Annotated in this window: 17 protein-coding genes; 9 read left to right on the top strand and 8 right to left on the bottom strand. The window is 71.9% G+C overall.

The window, feature by feature from the left end; translation table 11 throughout:
• The first annotated feature begins 7 nt into the window (after positions 1–7).
• The 5 genes from AB0J36_RS13925 (at position 8) to AB0J36_RS13905 (ending at position 4,883) form a co-directional block, all read left to right on the top strand.
• Positions 8–1,381 carry a relaxase gene (locus tag AB0J36_RS13925; RefSeq protein WP_363660638.1) on the top strand — a complete coding sequence of 458 codons (1,374 nt, stop codon included), beginning with the start codon at positions 8–10 and terminating at the stop codon, positions 1,379–1,381.
• 21 nt (positions 1,382–1,402) lie between these two features.
• Complete coding sequence (locus AB0J36_RS13920; RefSeq protein WP_363660637.1) at positions 1,403–2,410, top strand: hypothetical protein; 1,008 nt, start codon at positions 1,403–1,405, stop codon at positions 2,408–2,410.
• Positions 2,407–2,814 (top strand): DUF4913 domain-containing protein, encoded by a 408-nt coding sequence (locus AB0J36_RS13915; protein WP_363660636.1) that lies wholly within the window; start codon positions 2,407–2,409, stop codon positions 2,812–2,814. The genes AB0J36_RS13920 and AB0J36_RS13915 overlap by 4 nt, the downstream gene beginning before the upstream one ends.
• Positions 2,815–2,926: 112 nt before the next feature.
• Positions 2,927–3,334, top strand: coding sequence for a hypothetical protein (locus AB0J36_RS13910; protein ID WP_363660635.1), 408 nt, complete (start codon positions 2,927–2,929; stop codon positions 3,332–3,334).
• 1 nt (position 3,335) lies between these two features.
• Entirely contained in the window at positions 3,336–4,883 is a 1,548-nt protein-coding gene (locus AB0J36_RS13905; protein ID WP_363660634.1) for a hypothetical protein, read from the top strand.
• 29 nt (positions 4,884–4,912) lie between these two features.
• Here AB0J36_RS13905 and AB0J36_RS13900 read toward each other — a convergent pair whose 3' ends face one another.
• The 8 genes from AB0J36_RS13900 to AB0J36_RS13865 form a co-directional block, all read right to left on the bottom strand.
• Positions 4,913–6,946 carry a toprim domain-containing protein gene (locus tag AB0J36_RS13900; protein ID WP_363660633.1) on the bottom strand — a complete coding sequence of 678 codons (2,034 nt, stop codon included), beginning with the start codon at positions 6,944–6,946 and terminating at the stop codon, positions 4,913–4,915.
• A complete protein-coding gene (locus AB0J36_RS13895; RefSeq protein WP_363660632.1) occupies positions 6,943–8,973 on the bottom strand; it encodes a TraM recognition domain-containing protein in 2,031 nt (676 codons plus the stop codon). Before AB0J36_RS13895 ends, AB0J36_RS13900 begins: the two co-directional genes overlap by 4 nt.
• Positions 8,970–10,457 (bottom strand): hypothetical protein, encoded by a 1,488-nt coding sequence (locus AB0J36_RS13890; RefSeq protein WP_363660631.1) that lies wholly within the window; start codon positions 10,455–10,457, stop codon positions 8,970–8,972. Before AB0J36_RS13890 ends, AB0J36_RS13895 begins: the two co-directional genes overlap by 4 nt.
• Before the next feature lie 160 nt (positions 10,458–10,617).
• Positions 10,618–11,238 carry a hypothetical protein gene (locus AB0J36_RS13885; RefSeq protein WP_363660630.1) on the bottom strand — a complete coding sequence of 207 codons (621 nt, stop codon included), beginning with the start codon at positions 11,236–11,238 and terminating at the stop codon, positions 10,618–10,620.
• A 24-nt stretch (positions 11,239–11,262) separates the two neighbouring features.
• A complete protein-coding gene (locus AB0J36_RS13880; protein WP_363660629.1) occupies positions 11,263–12,750 on the bottom strand; it encodes an SCO6880 family protein in 1,488 nt (495 codons plus the stop codon).
• 7 nt (positions 12,751–12,757) lie between these two features.
• Complete coding sequence (locus tag AB0J36_RS13875) at positions 12,758–14,263, bottom strand: hypothetical protein (protein ID WP_363660628.1); 1,506 nt, start codon at positions 14,261–14,263, stop codon at positions 12,758–12,760.
• The gene (locus tag AB0J36_RS13870) at positions 14,190–14,957 is read right to left on the bottom strand and encodes a hypothetical protein (RefSeq protein ID WP_363660627.1); all 768 of its coding nucleotides are present in this window, start codon (positions 14,955–14,957) and stop codon (positions 14,190–14,192) included. The genes AB0J36_RS13875 and AB0J36_RS13870 overlap by 74 nt, the downstream gene beginning before the upstream one ends.
• Before the next feature lie 4 nt (positions 14,958–14,961).
• Positions 14,962–15,270 (bottom strand): hypothetical protein, encoded by a 309-nt coding sequence (locus AB0J36_RS13865; RefSeq protein ID WP_363660626.1) that lies wholly within the window; start codon positions 15,268–15,270, stop codon positions 14,962–14,964.
• 187 nt (positions 15,271–15,457) lie between these two features.
• Here AB0J36_RS13865 and AB0J36_RS13860 point away from each other — a divergent pair, with 187 nt between their 5' ends.
• From AB0J36_RS13860 to AB0J36_RS13845, 4 genes are all read left to right on the top strand, one after another.
• The gene (locus AB0J36_RS13860) at positions 15,458–16,039 is read left to right on the top strand and encodes a hypothetical protein (RefSeq protein WP_363660625.1); all 582 of its coding nucleotides are present in this window, start codon (positions 15,458–15,460) and stop codon (positions 16,037–16,039) included.
• Positions 16,036–17,148, top strand: a complete 1,113-nt coding sequence (locus AB0J36_RS13855; protein ID WP_363660624.1) for a peptidoglycan DD-metalloendopeptidase family protein — start codon at positions 16,036–16,038, stop codon at positions 17,146–17,148. Before AB0J36_RS13860 ends, AB0J36_RS13855 begins: the two co-directional genes overlap by 4 nt.
• Before the next feature lie 53 nt (positions 17,149–17,201).
• Positions 17,202–17,867, top strand: a complete 666-nt coding sequence (locus AB0J36_RS13850; protein WP_363660623.1) for a hypothetical protein — start codon at positions 17,202–17,204, stop codon at positions 17,865–17,867.
• 105 nt (positions 17,868–17,972) lie between these two features.
• A complete protein-coding gene (locus AB0J36_RS13845) occupies positions 17,973–18,266 on the top strand; it encodes a hypothetical protein (RefSeq protein ID WP_363660622.1) in 294 nt (97 codons plus the stop codon).
• The last annotated feature ends 69 nt before the right edge of the window (positions 18,267–18,335 follow it).

The following is an 18,335-nucleotide window of genomic DNA, read 5'->3' as shown; positions in this document are numbered from 1 at the left end:
TCGGTTGGTGGCCGCGTGGGATGGCGCCGGACCGCTGTCCCGACTCGAGCCGACGGCGGGCCCGGGTGGCAAGCTCGACTTCCAGCAACTCGTCGATCTGCTCGAACAACCTGTGCGGGCGGGGCGCAACCCGCCGCAGCGCACGGTGTGGCACACCTCGGTGCGCAACCACGCCTCCGACCGGATGCTGAGCGACCCGCAGTGGGCACACATCGCCCGGGAGATGGTCGCCGGCTCCGGTCTGGCGCCGCACGGCGACGCCCGGGCAGTGCGGTGGATCGCGGTGCGCCACGCCGACGACCACATCCACATCGTCGCGACCCTGGTCCGTCAGGACCGTCGCACCGAGTGGGGACGCAACGACCGTTGGCGCTGCCAGCAGACCGCCCGAGACCTGGAGGAGCGCTACGGTCTGCACCGGGTGGGGCCTGCCGACCGCACCGCCGACACCCGGGCGCACCGGGTCGAGGTCAACAAGGCCCGGCGCACCGGTAGGCGCGAACCCGCGCGAGACCGGCTGCGCCGGGAGGTGCGCTTCGCCGCGGCCGCCGCAGGAACCAGCGCCGAGTTCTTCGACTTGCTCCGCGCGGCTGGCTTGCAGGTCCGGCTGCGGCACAGCAGCGCCGACCCCGAACAGGTCACCGGCTACGCGGTCGCGCTGGACGGGCACACCACCGCCGATGGCAAGCCGGTCTGGTACGGCGGCGGCCGGTTGGCGCCCGACCTGACCCTGCCTCAGCTGCGGACCCGCTGGGACGAGACCCGGACCGGCGAGGCGGCCCCGCCACTCGTCGAGCAGGCCGAGGTCTACCAGCAGGCCGCCGAGCAGGTGCGCGCCGCTGCCGAGGACATCCGCCAGCGCACCGCCGGTGGCCAGGGTGCCGCCGGCGCGGCCGCGTACGCGGCCGCCGACGCTCTCACCGTCACCGCTCGGATGATGGAAGGTGACAACCCGCGAGGGCCGCTGCACCGCGCGGCCCGTGCGCTCGACCGAGCCACCCGCGAGCCGTACCGGCGTCCACTTCCGCGTACTCGCCGAGCCGAGGGTCTACGTTCCATGTCGCGGCTGATGAAACTGGCCGGCCACCTCAGCGACAACAAGGCCGTGTTCGAGGCGCTCCGTCTCGTCATGCAGATGTCGCTGCTGGCCGACGCCCTCGCGGACATGCGCGAAAGCCAGCAGCGACTGCACCAGGTGCGCGCCGCGCGCACCGCCGCCCGCCTGCTGCGTACGGCCGGCACCCGGCATGGCGCGACGTCGCCGACCGTGGCGGACGCGGGGGTAACGCCGCAACCAACGCCACCGTCAACCCCTCCACCAACCGCAGCCCACGATCGTCGACGTCAGGCCCGGTCCACCAACACGGGCCGCAGCAGGTGACGCGACCCCGGGGAGGGGTGGATGGATCGGATTGGGCAAGACCAACATGCTGACCTGGCCGCTGAGCTTGGCCAGCGAGTCGGCCAGGGCATCGCCGTGCTCTCGACGCTCACGGAGGCCAGCGCTCGGCTGGCCGCCGAGGAAATGCGCCGCCGGGCACGACGCGAGGAGCAACAGCACACCGACGAGGCGAGGCGAGATCGGGAAGCGCAGAAACTGGGCGGCGAGAGCGACAAGCTTGCCCAGTACGCGGCCCGGCAGCGCGCGGAGCACGACCAACGGGTCGTCGGGCAGGTAGCCGATCCGGATTGGCTGGCCCGAGCGGATCTGCTGGACCTCGCCACGGTCTGGCGCACGGCGCGGGCACGCGAGCACGAGGCGCCCGAGTACGCCCAGGCCGCCGAGCGCGTCGAGGATCGGTTGCGGGAGATGTACCCGCGGCCGATGGACCTCTACGACGAGGCGGTGCGCGCGGGTGTGCCACGCGCCGACGCGATGCGCACCGCGGCGCAGGAGATGGCCCGCACGCCGGTGATGCGCGCCCATGGGGGCGGACGCGCAGGGGCCTTGCACGCCGGCGACGAGGTGATCGGAGACGCGGCTTTCGCCGCCGCCGTTACCGACGAGCAGATCCGGTTGGCCACCGGCGTCGACCCCAGCGACTACGCCGAACAACTGAACCGGCTCGGCGCAGGCGGCGCCGCTGCCGCGCAGGCGCTGCGCGAAACCCTTGCCGCTCAAGCCGGCCAGGAACTCGCCGACGGCCGCACGGACGCCGCTGCGCCCGACAACCCGGCCACCGCCGTCAACGAACACACGACCGGCCTGGTCGACAACAAGGTCGCCACCGGAGACGGCGAGCGGTACAGCGCCGCCGCCGGCACCCGTAACGCCGCGCAACTCGCCGGGGAGTGGTACCCGGAGGGCCTCAACCACCCCGGGGCGCTGCCCCCTCACGTGGCCGGCAAACGCCCGGCCACCACCACCAGCACGCAGAGCCAGACGCGCGCGGCAGGGAGGACGCGATGACCTACTCCGTACTCGAGGACCCGGACGCCGCCGAGTTGGCCGAGGAGCCGCAGGCTCAGCCGCCGCTGTATCCGAGCGTGGAAGCCTGGGTGGGCGGCTACTTCGCCCCGATGTTCCTGCACAGGGTGCCCGGCAACCCCCGCATCCGGTGGTGTTCGCAGTGGTGGCAGCACGCCGAAGCGATCGCCCGGCTCACGCTGCTGTGGAACACCTGGGAGGGTGCCCGGTGGGAGCCGGCCGCCAAATCCGGGTGGTGGCTCGACCTCGATCACCACCTGCCGATCCTGCTCGGCATCGACGGACCGTTCCGCAACTGCCGCCACCCGGAGGGCAACCGAGCCGGCAAGCACGAATCGCCGCCGGACGCCGCCGTTGATCCGGCCCCGGACGGCTGGTGGGACTGACCGGCGGGGGACCGCTGTCGCGGTTGTCCACAGCCTCGACGCCGCTCCGCCTATCCACAGACCGACCACACTTCGCTTGCCCAAGCACAGGAGGAGGCGGACAGTGCCGCCCATGAACAACTACCTCACCGCACTGATGGACGCGACCGCCCGGCTGAACAGCGCGACCAACCTCGACGGGCCCGACGCGCAGCAGGCCCTGCTGCTCGCCGGGTACGCCGGCGTCGCCCCCGGTGCGGCCATGCCCGCCGACTGGGACTTCTACACCGTGGCGATGACCGACGCCATCGGCCAACTCCAGGAGGGCCTCGACCTTTCCGAGCAGTTCACCCTCGCGGCCCGTCCTGTCCTGCCCGCACCCGGCGACCCGGGCCTGCGGGAGGGGGTCACCACCGCCGTGCGCCGGCTGGCCGATCTGTACGCCACCGCGGCCAGCGGCGAGGCAGGCCCGGGGTGGCGTCGGCTGACCTGGGCCCAGGTCGCGCACCGGCTCGACGACGCCGTCGCGGAGCTGACCTGACATGGACTACGGCGACTACCTCGAAACCGCAGCGGCGCAACTGGCGCGCGCCCATGCCACCCTGCGCCAGCCGCCCCCGCCCGACGCCACCGTCCGCGCATCCGCCGCACTGGCCAGGATCCAGCTCTACCGCAGCGTGGAGCGGCAGGTCGTGGCCGTCGGCGGAGTGCGGGAGGCCGACCTGCCGCAACGCGGTGTCGTCCCGGATGACCGACAGCGGCCCGGCGGAAACCAGACGGCAGCGGCGAACCTGGCGACGGCGCTGCGCTACGCGACCGCGCACTCGGTCACGGCAAGCGCGGGCGCCGGGAACATCCCGCCCATCGGACCCGTCGCCGTCGCGTTGCACAACGCCCACCAGGCACTACAGACCGCCGGCGACATCCTGATCAGCAACACCGGGCCGTACACCGGGCCCGGCGACGCCTACCAGCCGAACACCGCAGACGGCATCGCCCTGCTCGCCGGCGTCGGCCGCGAGAACAACCTCGCCGCTGTCGCGCGCCTCGCGGATGCCGCCGTAGACATGGACGTGCGCCTGGTCCGCTGGCTGTGGCCGGAGGAGGCGCCAGCCCCGCTGGGAAGGTTGCTGGCCGCCGCCGAGCAAGACGCCTGGAGGACGAAGAACGGCGCCTTGCGCAACGACGCGCGCACCGTCGTCGGCCTCGGTCACGGAGCTCAGGCACCGGTCCGCGCCCTGGCCATCGGGCCTGCGGTCGACGACCCGCAACGGTGGGCAGCCCCGGCTTCCCTGCAGGAGTGCGTGGCAGCGGTAGACGCCGCCCGCGCGTGGTTGACCCGACGCGGCGACGAACTGACCGTGCAGCAGGTGGTCCGTGCCGCCGCCGCGGCGGTGGCCATCACTCGGTTTGTTGGGCACGTGCAGGCGGACACCACCGGGACACCCGTCCTTGACGAGTTGGCCGCGACGACGGCCCGACCGTGGCGGGGCGTACTCGAGTTCGCCGGCGAGTTGCGCAGCCCTGTGCCGGATCGCGGCAACTCGAGTACGTTGACCGCTGCCATGTCCGGGGTGGCGACGTGGTTGCAGGTTCACCTGCGGCCGGCGGGCCGGTGGGTCGACCCGGCCCCCTGGACCGCAGACGAGGCGACTCGCTCGGCGTGGCGCACCGGCACGGCGCAGGTCCTCTCTCGGATGCCGGATTTGGCCGACCAACTCCACGACGCGATGCTGCGTGCTCACGGCCGCGGCGGGGTGCTCACCGCGACCGGGCGCCTGATCCGCCAGCCCGGCCAGCTGATCCGCACCACGCACTGGGTGACCGCCCCGCCGGAGCACCCCAGGTTCACCGAGTTGCTCGGCGGGCTGCGGGCGGCTGGCACCGCGACCCGCGCCCTTGCGGCCCGCGCCGACGTCGCGGAACGGCCCGGTGTGAGGGCAGCGGCCGCCGCTGGTGGTCCGACGAACCCGGCGAAGCTGGCCGGGCAGTGGTATCCGCAGAACCCGGCGGAGCCGGTCGGGCAGGCGAGCCGAACCCGGAGCCGGGCGGCTCAGCAGCCGACAGCGCCGCAGATCAGACGACGCTGAGCCACCTCCCACGATTCACTGGTGGTGGCTCAGCTGGCGCGGCGGGCCGCCGGAGCGGCGGGCAGCGCAACCCGGCGAGCCCGCTCCCGCGACTGCGCCTTGCCCGGCCCGGGCGCCGTCGTCGGCCCCTGGTCCTGGCGCGCCAGGCGCGCGGCGGTCATGGTGTCGCGGACACGGTCCGGACGAGGCCTCACCACGAGCGCGACAGCCGACGGGCCACCGAGCCGGCCGAGGGCGGCGGCCCCGGCAGCGGGCTGATGGCGTTCCAGCGCCTCGCGCAACTGCGCCGGGGTCGCGGCGGACAGCGACCGGCCGGACAGCACGATCCGAGTCACCGGCACGTCGATCCGGTTGACGCCGATCGCCCCGCCGCGGACCGATGCGGTCAACGCGCCGTCCCCCGCGCGTGGCGGGGCACCGGGACCGGCCTGCCCGCGCAGGGTGTGGTCAATTGTCAGCGGGCCTATCCACCGGGGCGTCATGGCGTAGGCGCGGGCGTCTCCGGCCCACGCGACGGTGAACCTCTCGCGCCCCGCGACCGGTCGGTTGCCGTCGAACGAGGTGAGAACCACGATGCTGGCGTTGCCCTGTTGCGCCGGGCCGAGCGCGGCGAAGTGGGCGTTGACCGCGGTGCGGGCGATCTCGACGGCCCGCTGTGCGCCGACCAGGACCGCGACCCGCCCGGCGATCTCGCCAGCCAGCGCGGCGGCGTCGCGGTCAGCGGCGGTGTCGCCCGCGCCCTCGGCGATCACCCAGGCGGTGTGGCCGGTGCTCGGATCGTGCTGGACCCAGGTCGCGGCCGCGCCCGTCGGACTGGTCCGGGCGTACTGGTGGCCCACGACCTGCGGGTCGGGAAACCCCGCGCCGCTCATCGGTGTGGCCGGTCCAGCCTCGGCTGGCCCGGCGGCTGACTCGAGCGCAGCCGGATCGAGCGTGGGTTCCTGCTCCGGATCGCCGATCAGGTCGACCAGTTCGTCGTCCGCAGGCGGGTAGATCGCCTCGAAGACGGTCAACGGGTTGAGGTCCAGTCGTAGCGTCACCTGGTGGGTGAGCCGTGCCGCCGCCTCCGCATCCCGGTCGCCTACCTCCGCCAGCAGCGGCGCCACCGCGTGCAGGGCGTCCAGGCGGATCTGGAACGACTCCGAGGACGGATCCCTACCGAAGCGCGCCAGTTCGTCCAGTCGTTCCTGGAGCCGGTTCAGGTGCGGGGTCATCCGGTGCTCGGCGACCAGGTCGACCAGCGGCATGCGAGCCAAGGCGAGAGCGGCGGCCGCGGCCACCGGCCCGTCGGCGATCAGCGACGCCGGATCCGACCCGGCCGGAAGTGACATGGCCTCGACCGGCCCTGACCAGCCGCGGAGCAGTTGGTAGGACTTGTCGATCGCGCCCTGCCCCGCCGCGTCGGCGTCGAACGCGGCAGCGATCGGGGTGCCGGACGGGACCGCGTCGGCCAGCAGCGCGACCTGCTCGGCGGTCAGCGCGGTGCCGCACGGGGCGACCGCGACATACGGGTGGTTGTGATCGGGCAGCGAGTGGCGCAGCCCGGCTACGGCGACCACGTCCGCGGGACCTTCCACGATCATGACCAGGTCGGGCTGGACTCCTCCGTCGCGGAGTTGCTCCGCGAGCCCGTACAGCACGCTCTTCTTGGAGTAGATCGCCGTGCTGGTGGTGTTGCGGTACTTCGGCGTGCCGGGCCGGCCGGACAGGTCACGGCCGGTGAACGCGACGACCTGACCGTCGCCATCGCGGATCGGGAACATGACCCGGTCGCGGAACACATCGATCAGGTTGCCGTTGCGGGCGGTGGTGACCAGCCCGGCGGCGAGCAACTCCGCGTCACTGAACCCGGCAGCCCGCAGATGCTCTCGCAGGACCACCCAGCCGCGTGGCGCGTAGCCGATGGTCCACGGCTTGTCCTGGGCGGTCGCCGCCACGATGCCGCGGCTGCGAAGGTACGCCAGCGCCCGAGGTTCGTCGGTCAGGTGGGAGCGGTAGAACTCGTTGGCCAGCTCGTGCGCGGCGATCAGCCGCCGCGGATCGGGGTCGTCCCGGCCGCTCATGGTCGCCGTGCCGAGCCACGGAAGTGCGGCACCCGCGACGTGGTCGAGCGAATCGAGTTGGTGGTCCCGCCAGAGCCGTCGGCATCGCCGGTCGCGCCTCCGCCCGGGTGCTCCCGCCCCGCCTCAGTCCCAACGCCACCCGGGGCCCCGGTGCCCGGCTGAGGTGCGCGCCCGATGACGGCCGGGGCGGGCAGCGGAGGTAGCTTCACTCCCTCGGCGGCCAGGTCGCCGACGAGCCGTTCCCGCTCGGCCGCGTCGGAGATCTGGGCGATCGCCGCGGCGGTTTCGGCGGTGAGCGTGGTCGCGGCCGGCTGGCGGTACCAAGGGCTGAGCTCCAGCATCGCCGGCCGCGCGCCGGAGGCGAGCAGGATCGCGTTGCCGCGTTTGAGCGCCCGAATGTCCTCGGGGCCCAGGATGCGCTGCCGGCGGACGCTGACCTGGCGCGACATGTGGCCGGAGCCATCTCGGGTCATCGACAGGGTCGCGACGTCGTGCTCTCCGACCAGCGCGGACACGTCGGCGGCGAACCGGGGATCGTCCGCGCCGGCGCCGATGAGCTTGACCGTGGCGGCTCCCCACAAGGTGCCCATGCCCCGGTCGCCCCACACCGTGGTGCCCTGCTGATAGGTCTGCAGGATGGTGACCAGGATGATGCCCCGGCCGCCGTAATGGCTGTAGAGCTGCGGCAGGTCGGCCAGGGGGCAGATGTTCGCCGCCTCGTCGAGCATGCACAGCATGGGCGGGTCGAGACGGCCGCCGCGCGCTTCGGCGCGACGCACACCGTGGCGCATGACCTGGTCGGTCAGGGCCGCCACCAGCGGTCCGCTGGAGCCGGCGCCGTCCTTGGACAGCAGGTACAGGGTGTCGCGGCTGACCGGGAACAGGTCCGGGTTGAACTGGTCGAGACCCGCCTCGGGCCCGGGTTGGTTGACCCAGGCCATGATGCGCGGGTCTTGCAGGCACTTTGCCGCCGTACGGGCGGTCTCGTAGATGCCGTCCCTGGTCTCCGGCGCACCGTTCTGCCTGCCCCGCAGTGCCCGTGCCACCTCGGGGAAGCCGCCGTCGAACAGGAGTCCGATGGGTTCGTCGTCGCCGGCGTCGGCCAGCCACGCCTGCACGTCGGCCATGCCCCCACCGCTCGCCGAAGCGGCGAGGAAGAAGCTGGTCAGCAGATCCTCGGCGGCCAACAGCCAGAAGTCCTCACCCTTGTCCCGCTTGATCGGCTGCACGAAGTGCGACGCCATCCGCGAGGCGTCCTCGACCGAACTGATGCTGCTCAGCGGGTTCCACCACCAGCCTTGTCCGGTGCGGGTGATGCCCTGCGGGTCGAACACCCAGTTCCGGCCCACGCGGGCCCGGGCGGCGCGGGTCGTTGCCCACACGTCAGCCCGGTTGGAGGTGGCCACCACCGCCCCGGGGGCGTCGAGGATCAACGGCACCGCCAGCGAGGTCGTCTTTCCGGCGCGCGGGCCCATCACCGCGAGCACCCCGTCCTCCCAGGAGGCCCGCAGCATCGGACCGCGCCGGCCGGGCAGCAACATCGTGCCCAGCGCAACGCCGAGGTCGGCGCCGGCGATCTTCTTGACCGGGGTGCCGCCGAGACTGGGCCGCAGCTGCAACGCCCGCTTGGTCACCCCGGCGGGCGTGAGGTCGGCAACCTCGTTTGGACGGGCCATCGACGGCAGCGGGTCGCCGGCGTGCGTGCGCCGACGCTCCCAGATGATCCAGCCAGCCGTCACCGGTACCGCGGCGGCCGCCACCAGCACGCCGTAGACGACCGCGACGGCAGTGTGATTGACGTGCGGATACAGCACGGCCCACTGGCCATGCAGCAGCCCATCGACGAACGGAGCGCCGAAAGCCGGCCCGCCGGGACGGTTCGTCATCGCCGAGGTCAGCGCCCCGGCTGCCCACGCCAGCCATGCCAGCGCGATCGCCCCCCACACCGCGCCGAGCAGCACGAACGGAGTCAGCGGCATGGTGCCGGCGCTGGAGCGCGGCTGCACCGGGTGTTGGGACAGGCTCATCGCCGACCCCCCGCCCGCGCCACCGACCGCACATCGGTCCCCCGTACCGCCATGTCCGTGTCGTATAGGTCCCACTCGTCGCCGACCAGTGTCAGCGCGACCGGAAGCCCTGGCCTTTCCCCGGTCTTGATCAAGTATTTGCCGCGGCCCGGGTGGACGCTGCCGGCGAACAGCGCCTCCGGTGCGGCCCAGGAGGACACCATTTCCCGCTCCGGAGCGGACAGGCGGGTGATCTGGTTGATCCGGTCCAACTCCCGGCCGGGCAGCGCGGCCATGACCTTGATCGCGGCTCTCTCGAAGAAGCCCCTGGCCTTGGCTCGGTCCTCCTCGGTGGGCAACGCGTCGAGGTCGTCCAGGCTGTGCGTGATCATGAGCGAGGCCATGCCGCGCTGGCGGTTGAGCCGGGTCAGGGCGTCGGCGTGGTCGACGAGGCCGGGGGCGCCGCGCAGCGCTCTCCAGAGTTCGTCCATGACGCCGAAGAACTGCCGCCGTGGCGCGAGGCCCTGATCGGCGAGAACTGCGGCCGCGTCGACCACGCCGAACGAGTACGCCCAGGTGCACAGCATCGCCGCCGCGACGAGTTGGTCACCGGCGGCGGCGACGTGAGAGATGTCCACCGACACCGCCGGCGCGTCCAGGTCGATCGGGGTCGTGGTCTCGGCGTCGAACACGCCCTTGAGCGAACCCTCGCACAGCAGCGCCAGGGTGGGGATCAACTCGGCGACCCGCCGCTGGTACTCCTCCGGCGAACCGGCCCGGGCGGCGGCGCGAAGCTCGTCCGGTCCTTCCTCGAGGAGCCCGAGAACGTCGGGCACCGTGGGCTCACGGTCCAGCCGGGCGGTAAGCACGTCCACGGTGCGGCCCAGAATCACCTCCTCCGGGTTGGTGACCCGGCCGGCGCGCACCAGGGTGCACAGCGCGAGCAGCAGTGACAGCCGGCGGCCTCGGATCTCCAGGCGCAGCCGGTCGGCGTCCGGACCGCTCATCCGCGCCAGCGCGCGTCCCAGCGGCCCGGAGTCCAGCGGGTTGATCCGGTCCAGCCCGCGGCCGACCCGGATCACTTGCCCGCCCAGGTGGCTGACCAAGCGGGTGTAGTCGGGCTTGGTGTCGCCGAGGACCAGGGCCTGCGTGCCGTATCCGACCAGACCCGTGATGAGGCGCTTGGCCAACGAGCTCTTGCCCACGCCCGGCTGGCCGAGAAGGAACATGCCGGGGTTGGTCACCAAGCCGGCGTTCAGCCAGGCCAGCGGGTCGAGGCAGAGGACCTCGCCCCACAGCATGTGCCGGCCGATCGGCACGCCGAGCATCGGCGACCCGGATCCGGCCACGAAGGGATACATCCCGCACAACTGCACGGTCGTTCCCTGGTACTCCATTCCCGGCGCGAGGTGGCTGACCCGGCCGGCACCGGGAATGCGGAATCCCCAGGACGGGGCGACCGTCCCGCCGGTATGCGCGTCCACCGTGGAGTCGTGGTTGGTCATCGGTAGCTCCTCACTTGTAGGAATCATCCGAAGATGTCGTCTCGCGCGCGGGACACTTGTCGTCTGGTGTCCGGACTGCTGATCGCCGCGGCGGCGTTGTTGTCGTCTCGGCCGGTTAGTGAGGGTGTCGTAGCGCTCATGGAGGCGGTCCCCGTCCCGGTTAGCGGGTCCGGCGCGTGGGAGTGGTCGGCTGCGGCGGGTGGGTGGGATGCGCGGTGGCCGCTGGGAGTGTGCTGGTCCCGGTGAGCGGTCCGGGTGGGTGGAATGCTTTGGCCAGCGCAGGGGGATGAGCGGTGTTGCCGGCCGCGCCGCTGCTATGGGCCTGACCGTCCGCCGGTGGGGATGCTGTGGTGGCTGGTGGTCGGCCGCGACGTCCTAGCCGCACTCCGGCCTCCCGCAGCACGTCACGCAGGTGCTTTTCCCTCACCCCGATCTCGCGGGCTAACTGCGCCACCGGGATCCGGCTCTGCTCGTAGCGGGTCTTGAAGTGCTCGCGCTCCCAGACCTTGAACTCGTCGATCGGGTCCAGAACCATGGGCTGGTCGAGCGCTGCGACACAAGCGGCGACGAATCGGTCACGGTCAAGCCCTGCGGGGCCTGTGGTCGACGCTAAGTGATCGGCGAACTGCTGGACGAAGACGTCGAGGACCGCGCGTGCGTCTGCGATGGTGGCCGTTGTCCGAGGGCTGGCGCTGTCTCCCAGTGGGCCATTCGGGCTGATCAGTTCCGCTCTGGCCTTCCTGATAGCGTCGGCCACCTGCGCGTAGTCATCCTTGTCCATAAGGGATTCCTCATTCCGTCCCGGTCAGCGCGGCCACTGGGTGGCCATCTGCGGGGGGCAGATTCCGCACGGCAGAGTGGTCACGAAGCCGGCCGCCTGGCTGGCCCATAGGCGCCTCAGTCGGATCTTGGCGACCTCGGCGCGGGACTCGACGTCGGCGATGGCTCGACCGAGTTCGGCCTTGTCGGTCACGGTCACCGTGACGAACATCGACATCAACCCGACGCCGGAGCCAGCGGCTTCCTCTTGGGCCGCGCGCAGTGCGCGTTCCTTGTCCGCGCGGTCGCGGGCGTTTTCGTCGCGCTTCTGGGCCGCTCGTAGTGCGTCGCGGAACGCCGCGGCGTTGACCTCCCGTTCCACGATGTTGGCCGCCTGCCCGGCAGAGAACGGGCGGTAGACCAGGCTGACCCGTTTGGGATACGGACCAGGGGCAAGCAACCGGGACAGCACGTCGGCGTGTACCTGCGCCCGCGGGGCCTCGTGCCACGCCCACGACACGCTCCAGCCCGAGTCGTGCTGGTAGTGGTCGTAGTGCTCCTCGGCGGCGACCGGCCCGGCCGTGTCCCAGTCCAGCCAACGGTCCGGATCGGGGTCGTCTCCGCTGATGAGCCGTGCCACGTCGCCACGCGCCAGCGGGTCGTAGGCGCTACGCACGGTCGCGGTGAGGTCTTGGGCGGTGGTCCGACCCAGCACGGTCACCCCGCAGCTGCCGAGTGAGTCCATCAGGCCCGGCAGGGTGCGGCCGATCTCCGCGACGGACTCGTCGAGATTCCGGGGCCGGGCAGGGGAGTGGGCAGGGTCGAAGGTGATACTCACCCGGGTCTCGACGTCGGCGGCGGCCGCCGGGCTCGTCTCGACCAGTTGCGTGAGCACCCGTCGGGCGGACGCCGGCGCGTTCGGCGCGACGCGCCGGGCGACGTAGTCAGCCAGCCGCGAGCCGGACGCTGGCGCGGTGTCCACCGTGATGGTCACCCAGCGCACGATCGGCAGATATCCAAGCGAGGACAGCCACCCACCCCAGTTGGACACCCACGAGGTCGCCTGATCTCGGTCGACCAGCCAGGTCGACGTCGCGGCCGTCCGTACCGTGGCCGTCATCGTGCCGACCCGCTTGTGCCAGACCAGCCCGAAGTCCCCGGCCGGGTCGGTGACGGCGAGCAAAGTGGTGGGGGCCAGCAGCCCTGGTAGCCGCCAAGCCTGGGCATGGGCCACCGTCACACCGGATCGGTACGACGTGTAGCCACGTGCTGACCCCCACCCCCAGCGCACTCGCTGCAGCACTCCGTGCAGCAGCGGTACGCCATCCCAGCGAAGTACGGTTCCTCCGATGATCACCAGCGCGGGCCCGGCCGCGATCGCCATTGCGGTCGGGCCCAGCGACGCCGAGATGATCAGTACGGTGAGCGCGACGAGCACCATCAGCGTCTGCCCGGAGCCCAGGCCCATCAGCCCCATGCCCCGGCTACGCCGCCACCCGCCGTACGTGCGTACCTGGCTCTCAGTAGGCGTCATCGGATCCTCACCCGTCCTTCGTGGAGGTGGACATCGCGCCGGCGGCGCTGTTGGCGGCGGCGCGAGCTGTGTTGGCGGCCGTGCTGACCGCGACGACCGCCCCGGCAACGATCGGGGCCGCCGGACCTGTCGCGGCGGAAGCCGCGACGCCCGCGCTGGTCGCGGCGCCGGTCGTCGCTCCCGCGCTGGCGGTGGTCGCGGCGCCGGTCGTGGCACCCGTCGTGGCACCCGCAGCGGCGGTGCTTGAGCCGCTGGCGGACGTGACGTTGGCGACCTGCCCGGAGCTGACGTCCCCCCGGAACATCGGCGGTTTCACATCACCGCTCGGTCCAGAGGACGGCCCCGGGCCAGGGCCAGGACCAGGACCCGGGCCAGGGCTCGGGGCGGACGGCGAACCGGGACCCGGGCCCTGGCCCCGGTCGAAGGTGTCGCTCAGGTAGCGGGCGTGCTCGTTGACACCCGAGCCGCCACCAGAGCCGCGCAGGGACGCGGCGGCGTGCATACCGGCCGCGCCGGCAGAGGCGAGCATGCCCAGGCCGCCACCACCGTTCTGCAGCGAGCCGACGGTCCAGTTGAAGAACCTCAGCAGCACCGGGAGCGCCACCAGGGCGGCGACCATCATCGCCAGGCCGAACAGGAGGATGCGCGGGTCGTTGGAGTTGTTCTCGCCCGTCATCCAGATCATCACCGCGTAGGTGATGGCAGCGAAGTCCTTGTAAAAGATCAAGGTCAGCATCCAGGCCATGACCTTGGGCAACCAGCCGTTTGTGGCGTTGGTGAAGCTGCCCGATGCGGCCAGCGGAGTCACCGCGGCGAGGATCAGGACCGCCCCGTCGCGGAAGAGCATGAGGATCGCCTGGATGAAGGCGCAGATCATCGCGATGAAGCTGATCAGGATGACCAACCCGATCGGCATGCCGCCGACTGGCAGACCGCTGGGAAGGAAAGCCGGCAGGAGCAGGCTCCCGAGTCGTTTGCCGAGGCTCGGTTCGCCGACCGATCCGAGCGCGAGGTTGATCACGTAGGTGGCGAACCCGTCGGTGCCGGCGAGCAGCAGATTCGTGCCGAAGACCCCGACGGCCGACCACAGTGCGGTGTTCCACAAGCCGCGTAGCACGTTGACCAAGGGGGCTGGCTTGCGCGACAGCACCATCAGCAGGCCGTTCCAGAGCATGCCGCCGGTCGCGATGACGATGGTGATCGGCAGGATGAGCGCCCGCAGGTTCGCGACCGAGTCGATGGTGGCCGCGTAGGGGTCGGTGTTGCCGCGATCGGGGTACAGGCTGATCGAGGGCACCATCACCCACCAGCTCGCGGAGATGTTGATCAGCCACTGCGCCGCGGCGACGAGCATCTGACCCACCTGCCCGAAGATGCCGTTGGCGACGGTGTTGGCGACCTCTGCGGCGATGCACGTTGTGTCCCAAGGGGTGCACATGTCAGCCCCCGTCTGAGAATCGTTTGAATCCGGCGGCGTCGGTGACCACCGATGTCGCGGTCGACCAGTCGCCATCGGCCGGAGCGACCAGCGACCAGTCGCCGTCGACCCACTGCAACTCGGCGACCAGGGACACCAGCACGGAGCCGCCGGATCCGCCCGGGCCCTCAATGAGCAGCCGTACCGTGGTTCGGTCCGTGGACTCGACGTCGATGCGGTAACCGCGGATCGTGGAGTAGAGCCGGCCGGCTGGCTCGCCGTGTGGCAGCCCGAGCTGTGCCCGCGCTTGCTGGTAGTCGTCCTCCACTCGGTCCGCAAGGGCTGCGGCATCCGGGCCGACGACCTGATCGCGCAGGGTCGACTCGAACACTGCGGGCCCGGCCTGCGGACTCAGCCGCACGCTGATGTGCGCTGCGGCGAGGACCGCACCCAGCGGTGTCCGGGCGAAGCCGCGGGCCCGGCCGCCGGCAGTGTCGGCCGGGCCCGCGGTCGCGGAGACCGGCACGCCGGCCCCCGCGACCGTGGTCCAGGCCACCTCGCTGGAAGGCCCCGGCGACATCGGCACCGGCCCTGCCAGCCCCGTCTTGACGTCCGGCTCGTCGCTCTCGGCTGGGACTGCGCTGCCCTGCTTTGCGGCCGGCGCGGTCCGGCTGTCCAGCGCGACGACCAGCCCGGTCACACCGGCGGTGATGGTCAGCAGCGCGGCGCTGGCCACGACCACGATGGCCCGGGTGCGGCGGCGGGCGCGCAGCGCGATGTCGTCGGTCATCGCGTCACAGCACCTGGGACACGACGGTCGCCCCGATCGCGGCGATGGTCAGCCCGCCGAGGACCCAGGGGATGCCGGTGGCGCCGTCCACCGCCGTGGCGGACCGGTTGCGTCGGCCGAGGATCATCATGCCGCCGCAGATGAACATGCCCAGCACGCCACCGACCAACAGCGCCCACTTGCCCCAGCCGAGGAACATGTTGGCGACCGGCCCAAGCCCCGGGATCTCCGAGGGCGCCGGGTTGGGGGCGTCGCCGGGATTCGGCGCGGCCAGATAGGTCAGCGCCACGTCGACAACCTGCGCGATCAACATTCCGCACTCCTTCAATCCAGGTGGCAGGCCCGCTCTGCGGCGAGCCTGTGACCTGGACGATGTCCGCTGGTCAATAGCGGGGGAGTTGGCGACGACGTAGGTGCTGGCGCTGCTGGCGTTGCGGGTAGCGCTGCCGCCCACCCTTGCCGGGTTTCGTGAGGCGATCACGATCCGCAAGGAGGTAGGTATGCGCGCGCTGCCCCGTGCGGCCGCGGTCGCGACCGTGGTGGCGGTTATCGCGGCGCTGGCCCTGTTGCTCCGGCCCGGAGGCGGCGACGAACGTCCGCCGACGGACGCGACCGGCCCGTCGCCAACGCCGTCAGTAAGCCCACCGACCGACCCCGGCACCGACTACCAGGACCCGACTCAGGTGTGCCTGCGGTTCGCCGGCGCCTTGTACCGCCACGACACCGGCATCGATGCCAGCGCTCAGGCCGCACACCGGCGCGCCACGGCGTACACGACAGGACGGCTGGCGTCCGCTGTCGATGCCCAGCCGGACCGAGCCGACGCCCAGTGGTCGACCTGGCGAACACACCGCGCCGCGACCGAACCGGCGGTCGCAAACGTGATCGACGCCGACGAGCAACCCGCAGACGGTCCCGTCGATGCCTACCGAGCGGCCCGGGTCACCTTCACCCCGGTCGGCGCCGACGGATGGCGCGGCCCCACCGAGGCCCAGGTCGTCTACTGCGTGCTGCACCGCGACGATGGTGGCTGGCGGGTCGCTCACTACGACCTTGACGACCTCGGTCAGGTAGCCCGATGAGCGGCGACGGTGGAGCCGGCCGCTCCCGGACTCCGATGCTCCTCGCCATCGGCGCGCTGGTGGTGGTCATGGTCTGCTGCTCGGGCCTGCTCGTCATCGGTGGCGCGGTCGGTGGCGGCCTGACGGCCACACCACCGGCAACCCAGGGCACACCCCTGCGGCCGGACGCCCCGGTCCCACCTCAGTACCTGAGCTGGGTGCTGAAGGCGGGCGCGCTGTGCCCAAGGATCGGCCCAGCCGAAATCGCCGCACAGATCGACCTCGAGTCCAGCTGGAACCCCAACGCCGTCGCCCACAACCCGGCCAGCCGGGGCGGCGACGCCATGGGCATCGCCCAGTTCCAGCAAGGCACCTGGGAAACCTGGGGCGGGGACCGGGATGAGGACGGACGAAACTCCCCCTTCGACGCCGAAGACGCGATCCTCGCGATGGGGCACCTCATGTGCGACCTGGTCGAATGGGCTACCCAGAACGTCGAGGCGCAGCGGCTGCGCGGAGACGTACTCGACCTGGCGTGGGCCGGCTACTTCTGCGGCCGCGGTTGCGTGCTCGCCGCCGGGGGTGTGCCGGCCGCCGGCCTCGCTCACGACTACCCGGCCAAGGTCCGGGAGCGACTGGCGAAGTATGGCGCGCCCAATACCGGTGGAGTCCCGGTCGGACCGGGCGGCTGGACCCTTCCTCTCAAGCCCGGCACCTACAGCGTCGGTAGCGGTTTCGGCAACCGCTGGGGCAGGCTGCACGCCGGCGTGGACCTGATGGCCAAGACCGGCACCCCGATCTACGCCGCCGCCGCCGGCACCGTTCTCGACGCCGGATGCACCAGCGCCTACTGCGACCGCCCCGGCAGCCTCAACCTGCCCGGCTGCGGCCTGCGCATCAACCTCGGCCACGCCGGGCGGATCGTCACCCGCTACTGCCACGCCGTGCGGCTCAACGTCCGCGCGGGCCAGCGAGTCGCCGCCGGACAACTCATCGCCTGGGTCGGCTCCACCGGCCACTCGTCGGGACCACACCTCCATTTCGAGGTCCACCACAGCGCCCCACCGGCGAACAACGACAACGCCGAAAACCCGATCACCTTCCTCCGCAAGGCCGGACTGCGGCCATGAGGACCACGACCACCATCCGGTTCTTCCTAGCTACGCCGGCAGGAGCGACGCCCATGACGGCACCGCAGACCTTCCCCACGGCTTACGCCACCGCCCGCAACGTGGCGGCCCGCGACTGGTCACGCCGTTCGCACCTCGCCCCGGCCGACCGCTTCACTCTGGCCGTCGACGCGATCTGGACGGTCGGCTACGCCGCTGGCTACCGCGCCGCCCACCACCTCGTCACCCAGCAGGTTCACGCGTCCGTCCGCGCGGTGGCCGAGCGGACGCCGACCGGAGACCCACGCCGATGCGTCGCCGCGCTCATCCGCGCTGCCGCCGAGGTGGCCGAGCGGTGCGCGCCGCGCACCCCGCCGACACCAGCCGACATCCTTGCGGCAGCCGAGGCCACCACCGACGCCGGTGCGAGTCCGGCATCGTCGCCGTGCAGCACCGTCGTGTGGTCGCAGGCGCTGCGGGCCGGCGCTCTGGCGGGCATCACCACGGCCGCCACGGACATCCTCATCGACTTTCGAGCCCAGGTCGGAGTCCGCACCCTGGGCCGTACCCGCGTGGCGCACCTACCCGCCGCCGAATGGGCGGCCGCCGTCCTTATCGCCGCCAATCAGGCCGCCGCCTCCACGCCCTGGATCGCCGGTACCACCAACCCCACGGACGCCGGTAGGCGGGCCGGTCCGGGCTGGGCGTCGCAGACCACGAGTATGAAGGGGGCTCTGTAATGGCACGGCGCCGCCGCGAGGAGAACCCGAACCAGCTCTCGCTGGACTTCCTGTGGGGAGCCGAACCCGAGCAACTGCCCCGAGACGAGAGGAAACCAGAACCGGATGAACCAGTACGGCCGCAGGGCGCAGAGGTACTGGCAGCAGCACCTGCCGAGCCAGTACGCGCAGATCGAGGATCCGACGGCGTTCTTCGACGAGATGGGGCAGACGCTGGCCCAGCAGATCGAGGACCTGGCGGAGGCGATCGCGAGACGCAGCCCCTCAACACAGGACTTCATGGCCAACCTCGGCCGGCTGAACAGGGCCAAGGACGAAGCCGAGATCGAAGTGTTCCGCGAGATGCTGCCGCAGCCGGAGTCGGCGAGCCCGAACGAGGACGACCCGGCCGACGCGTAGGCGCGTCCCCCGCCCGGTCGGGCGCCGCGGGGGCGCCCGACCTGTTCGCCGCCGCCGCCGAGTCCGCAC

Source organism: Micromonospora sp. NPDC049662 (genome assembly GCF_040675055.1).
Classification (GTDB): Bacteria; Actinomycetota; Actinomycetes; order Mycobacteriales; family Micromonosporaceae; genus Micromonospora.
This window is presented reverse-complemented; position numbering and strand designations above follow the sequence as displayed.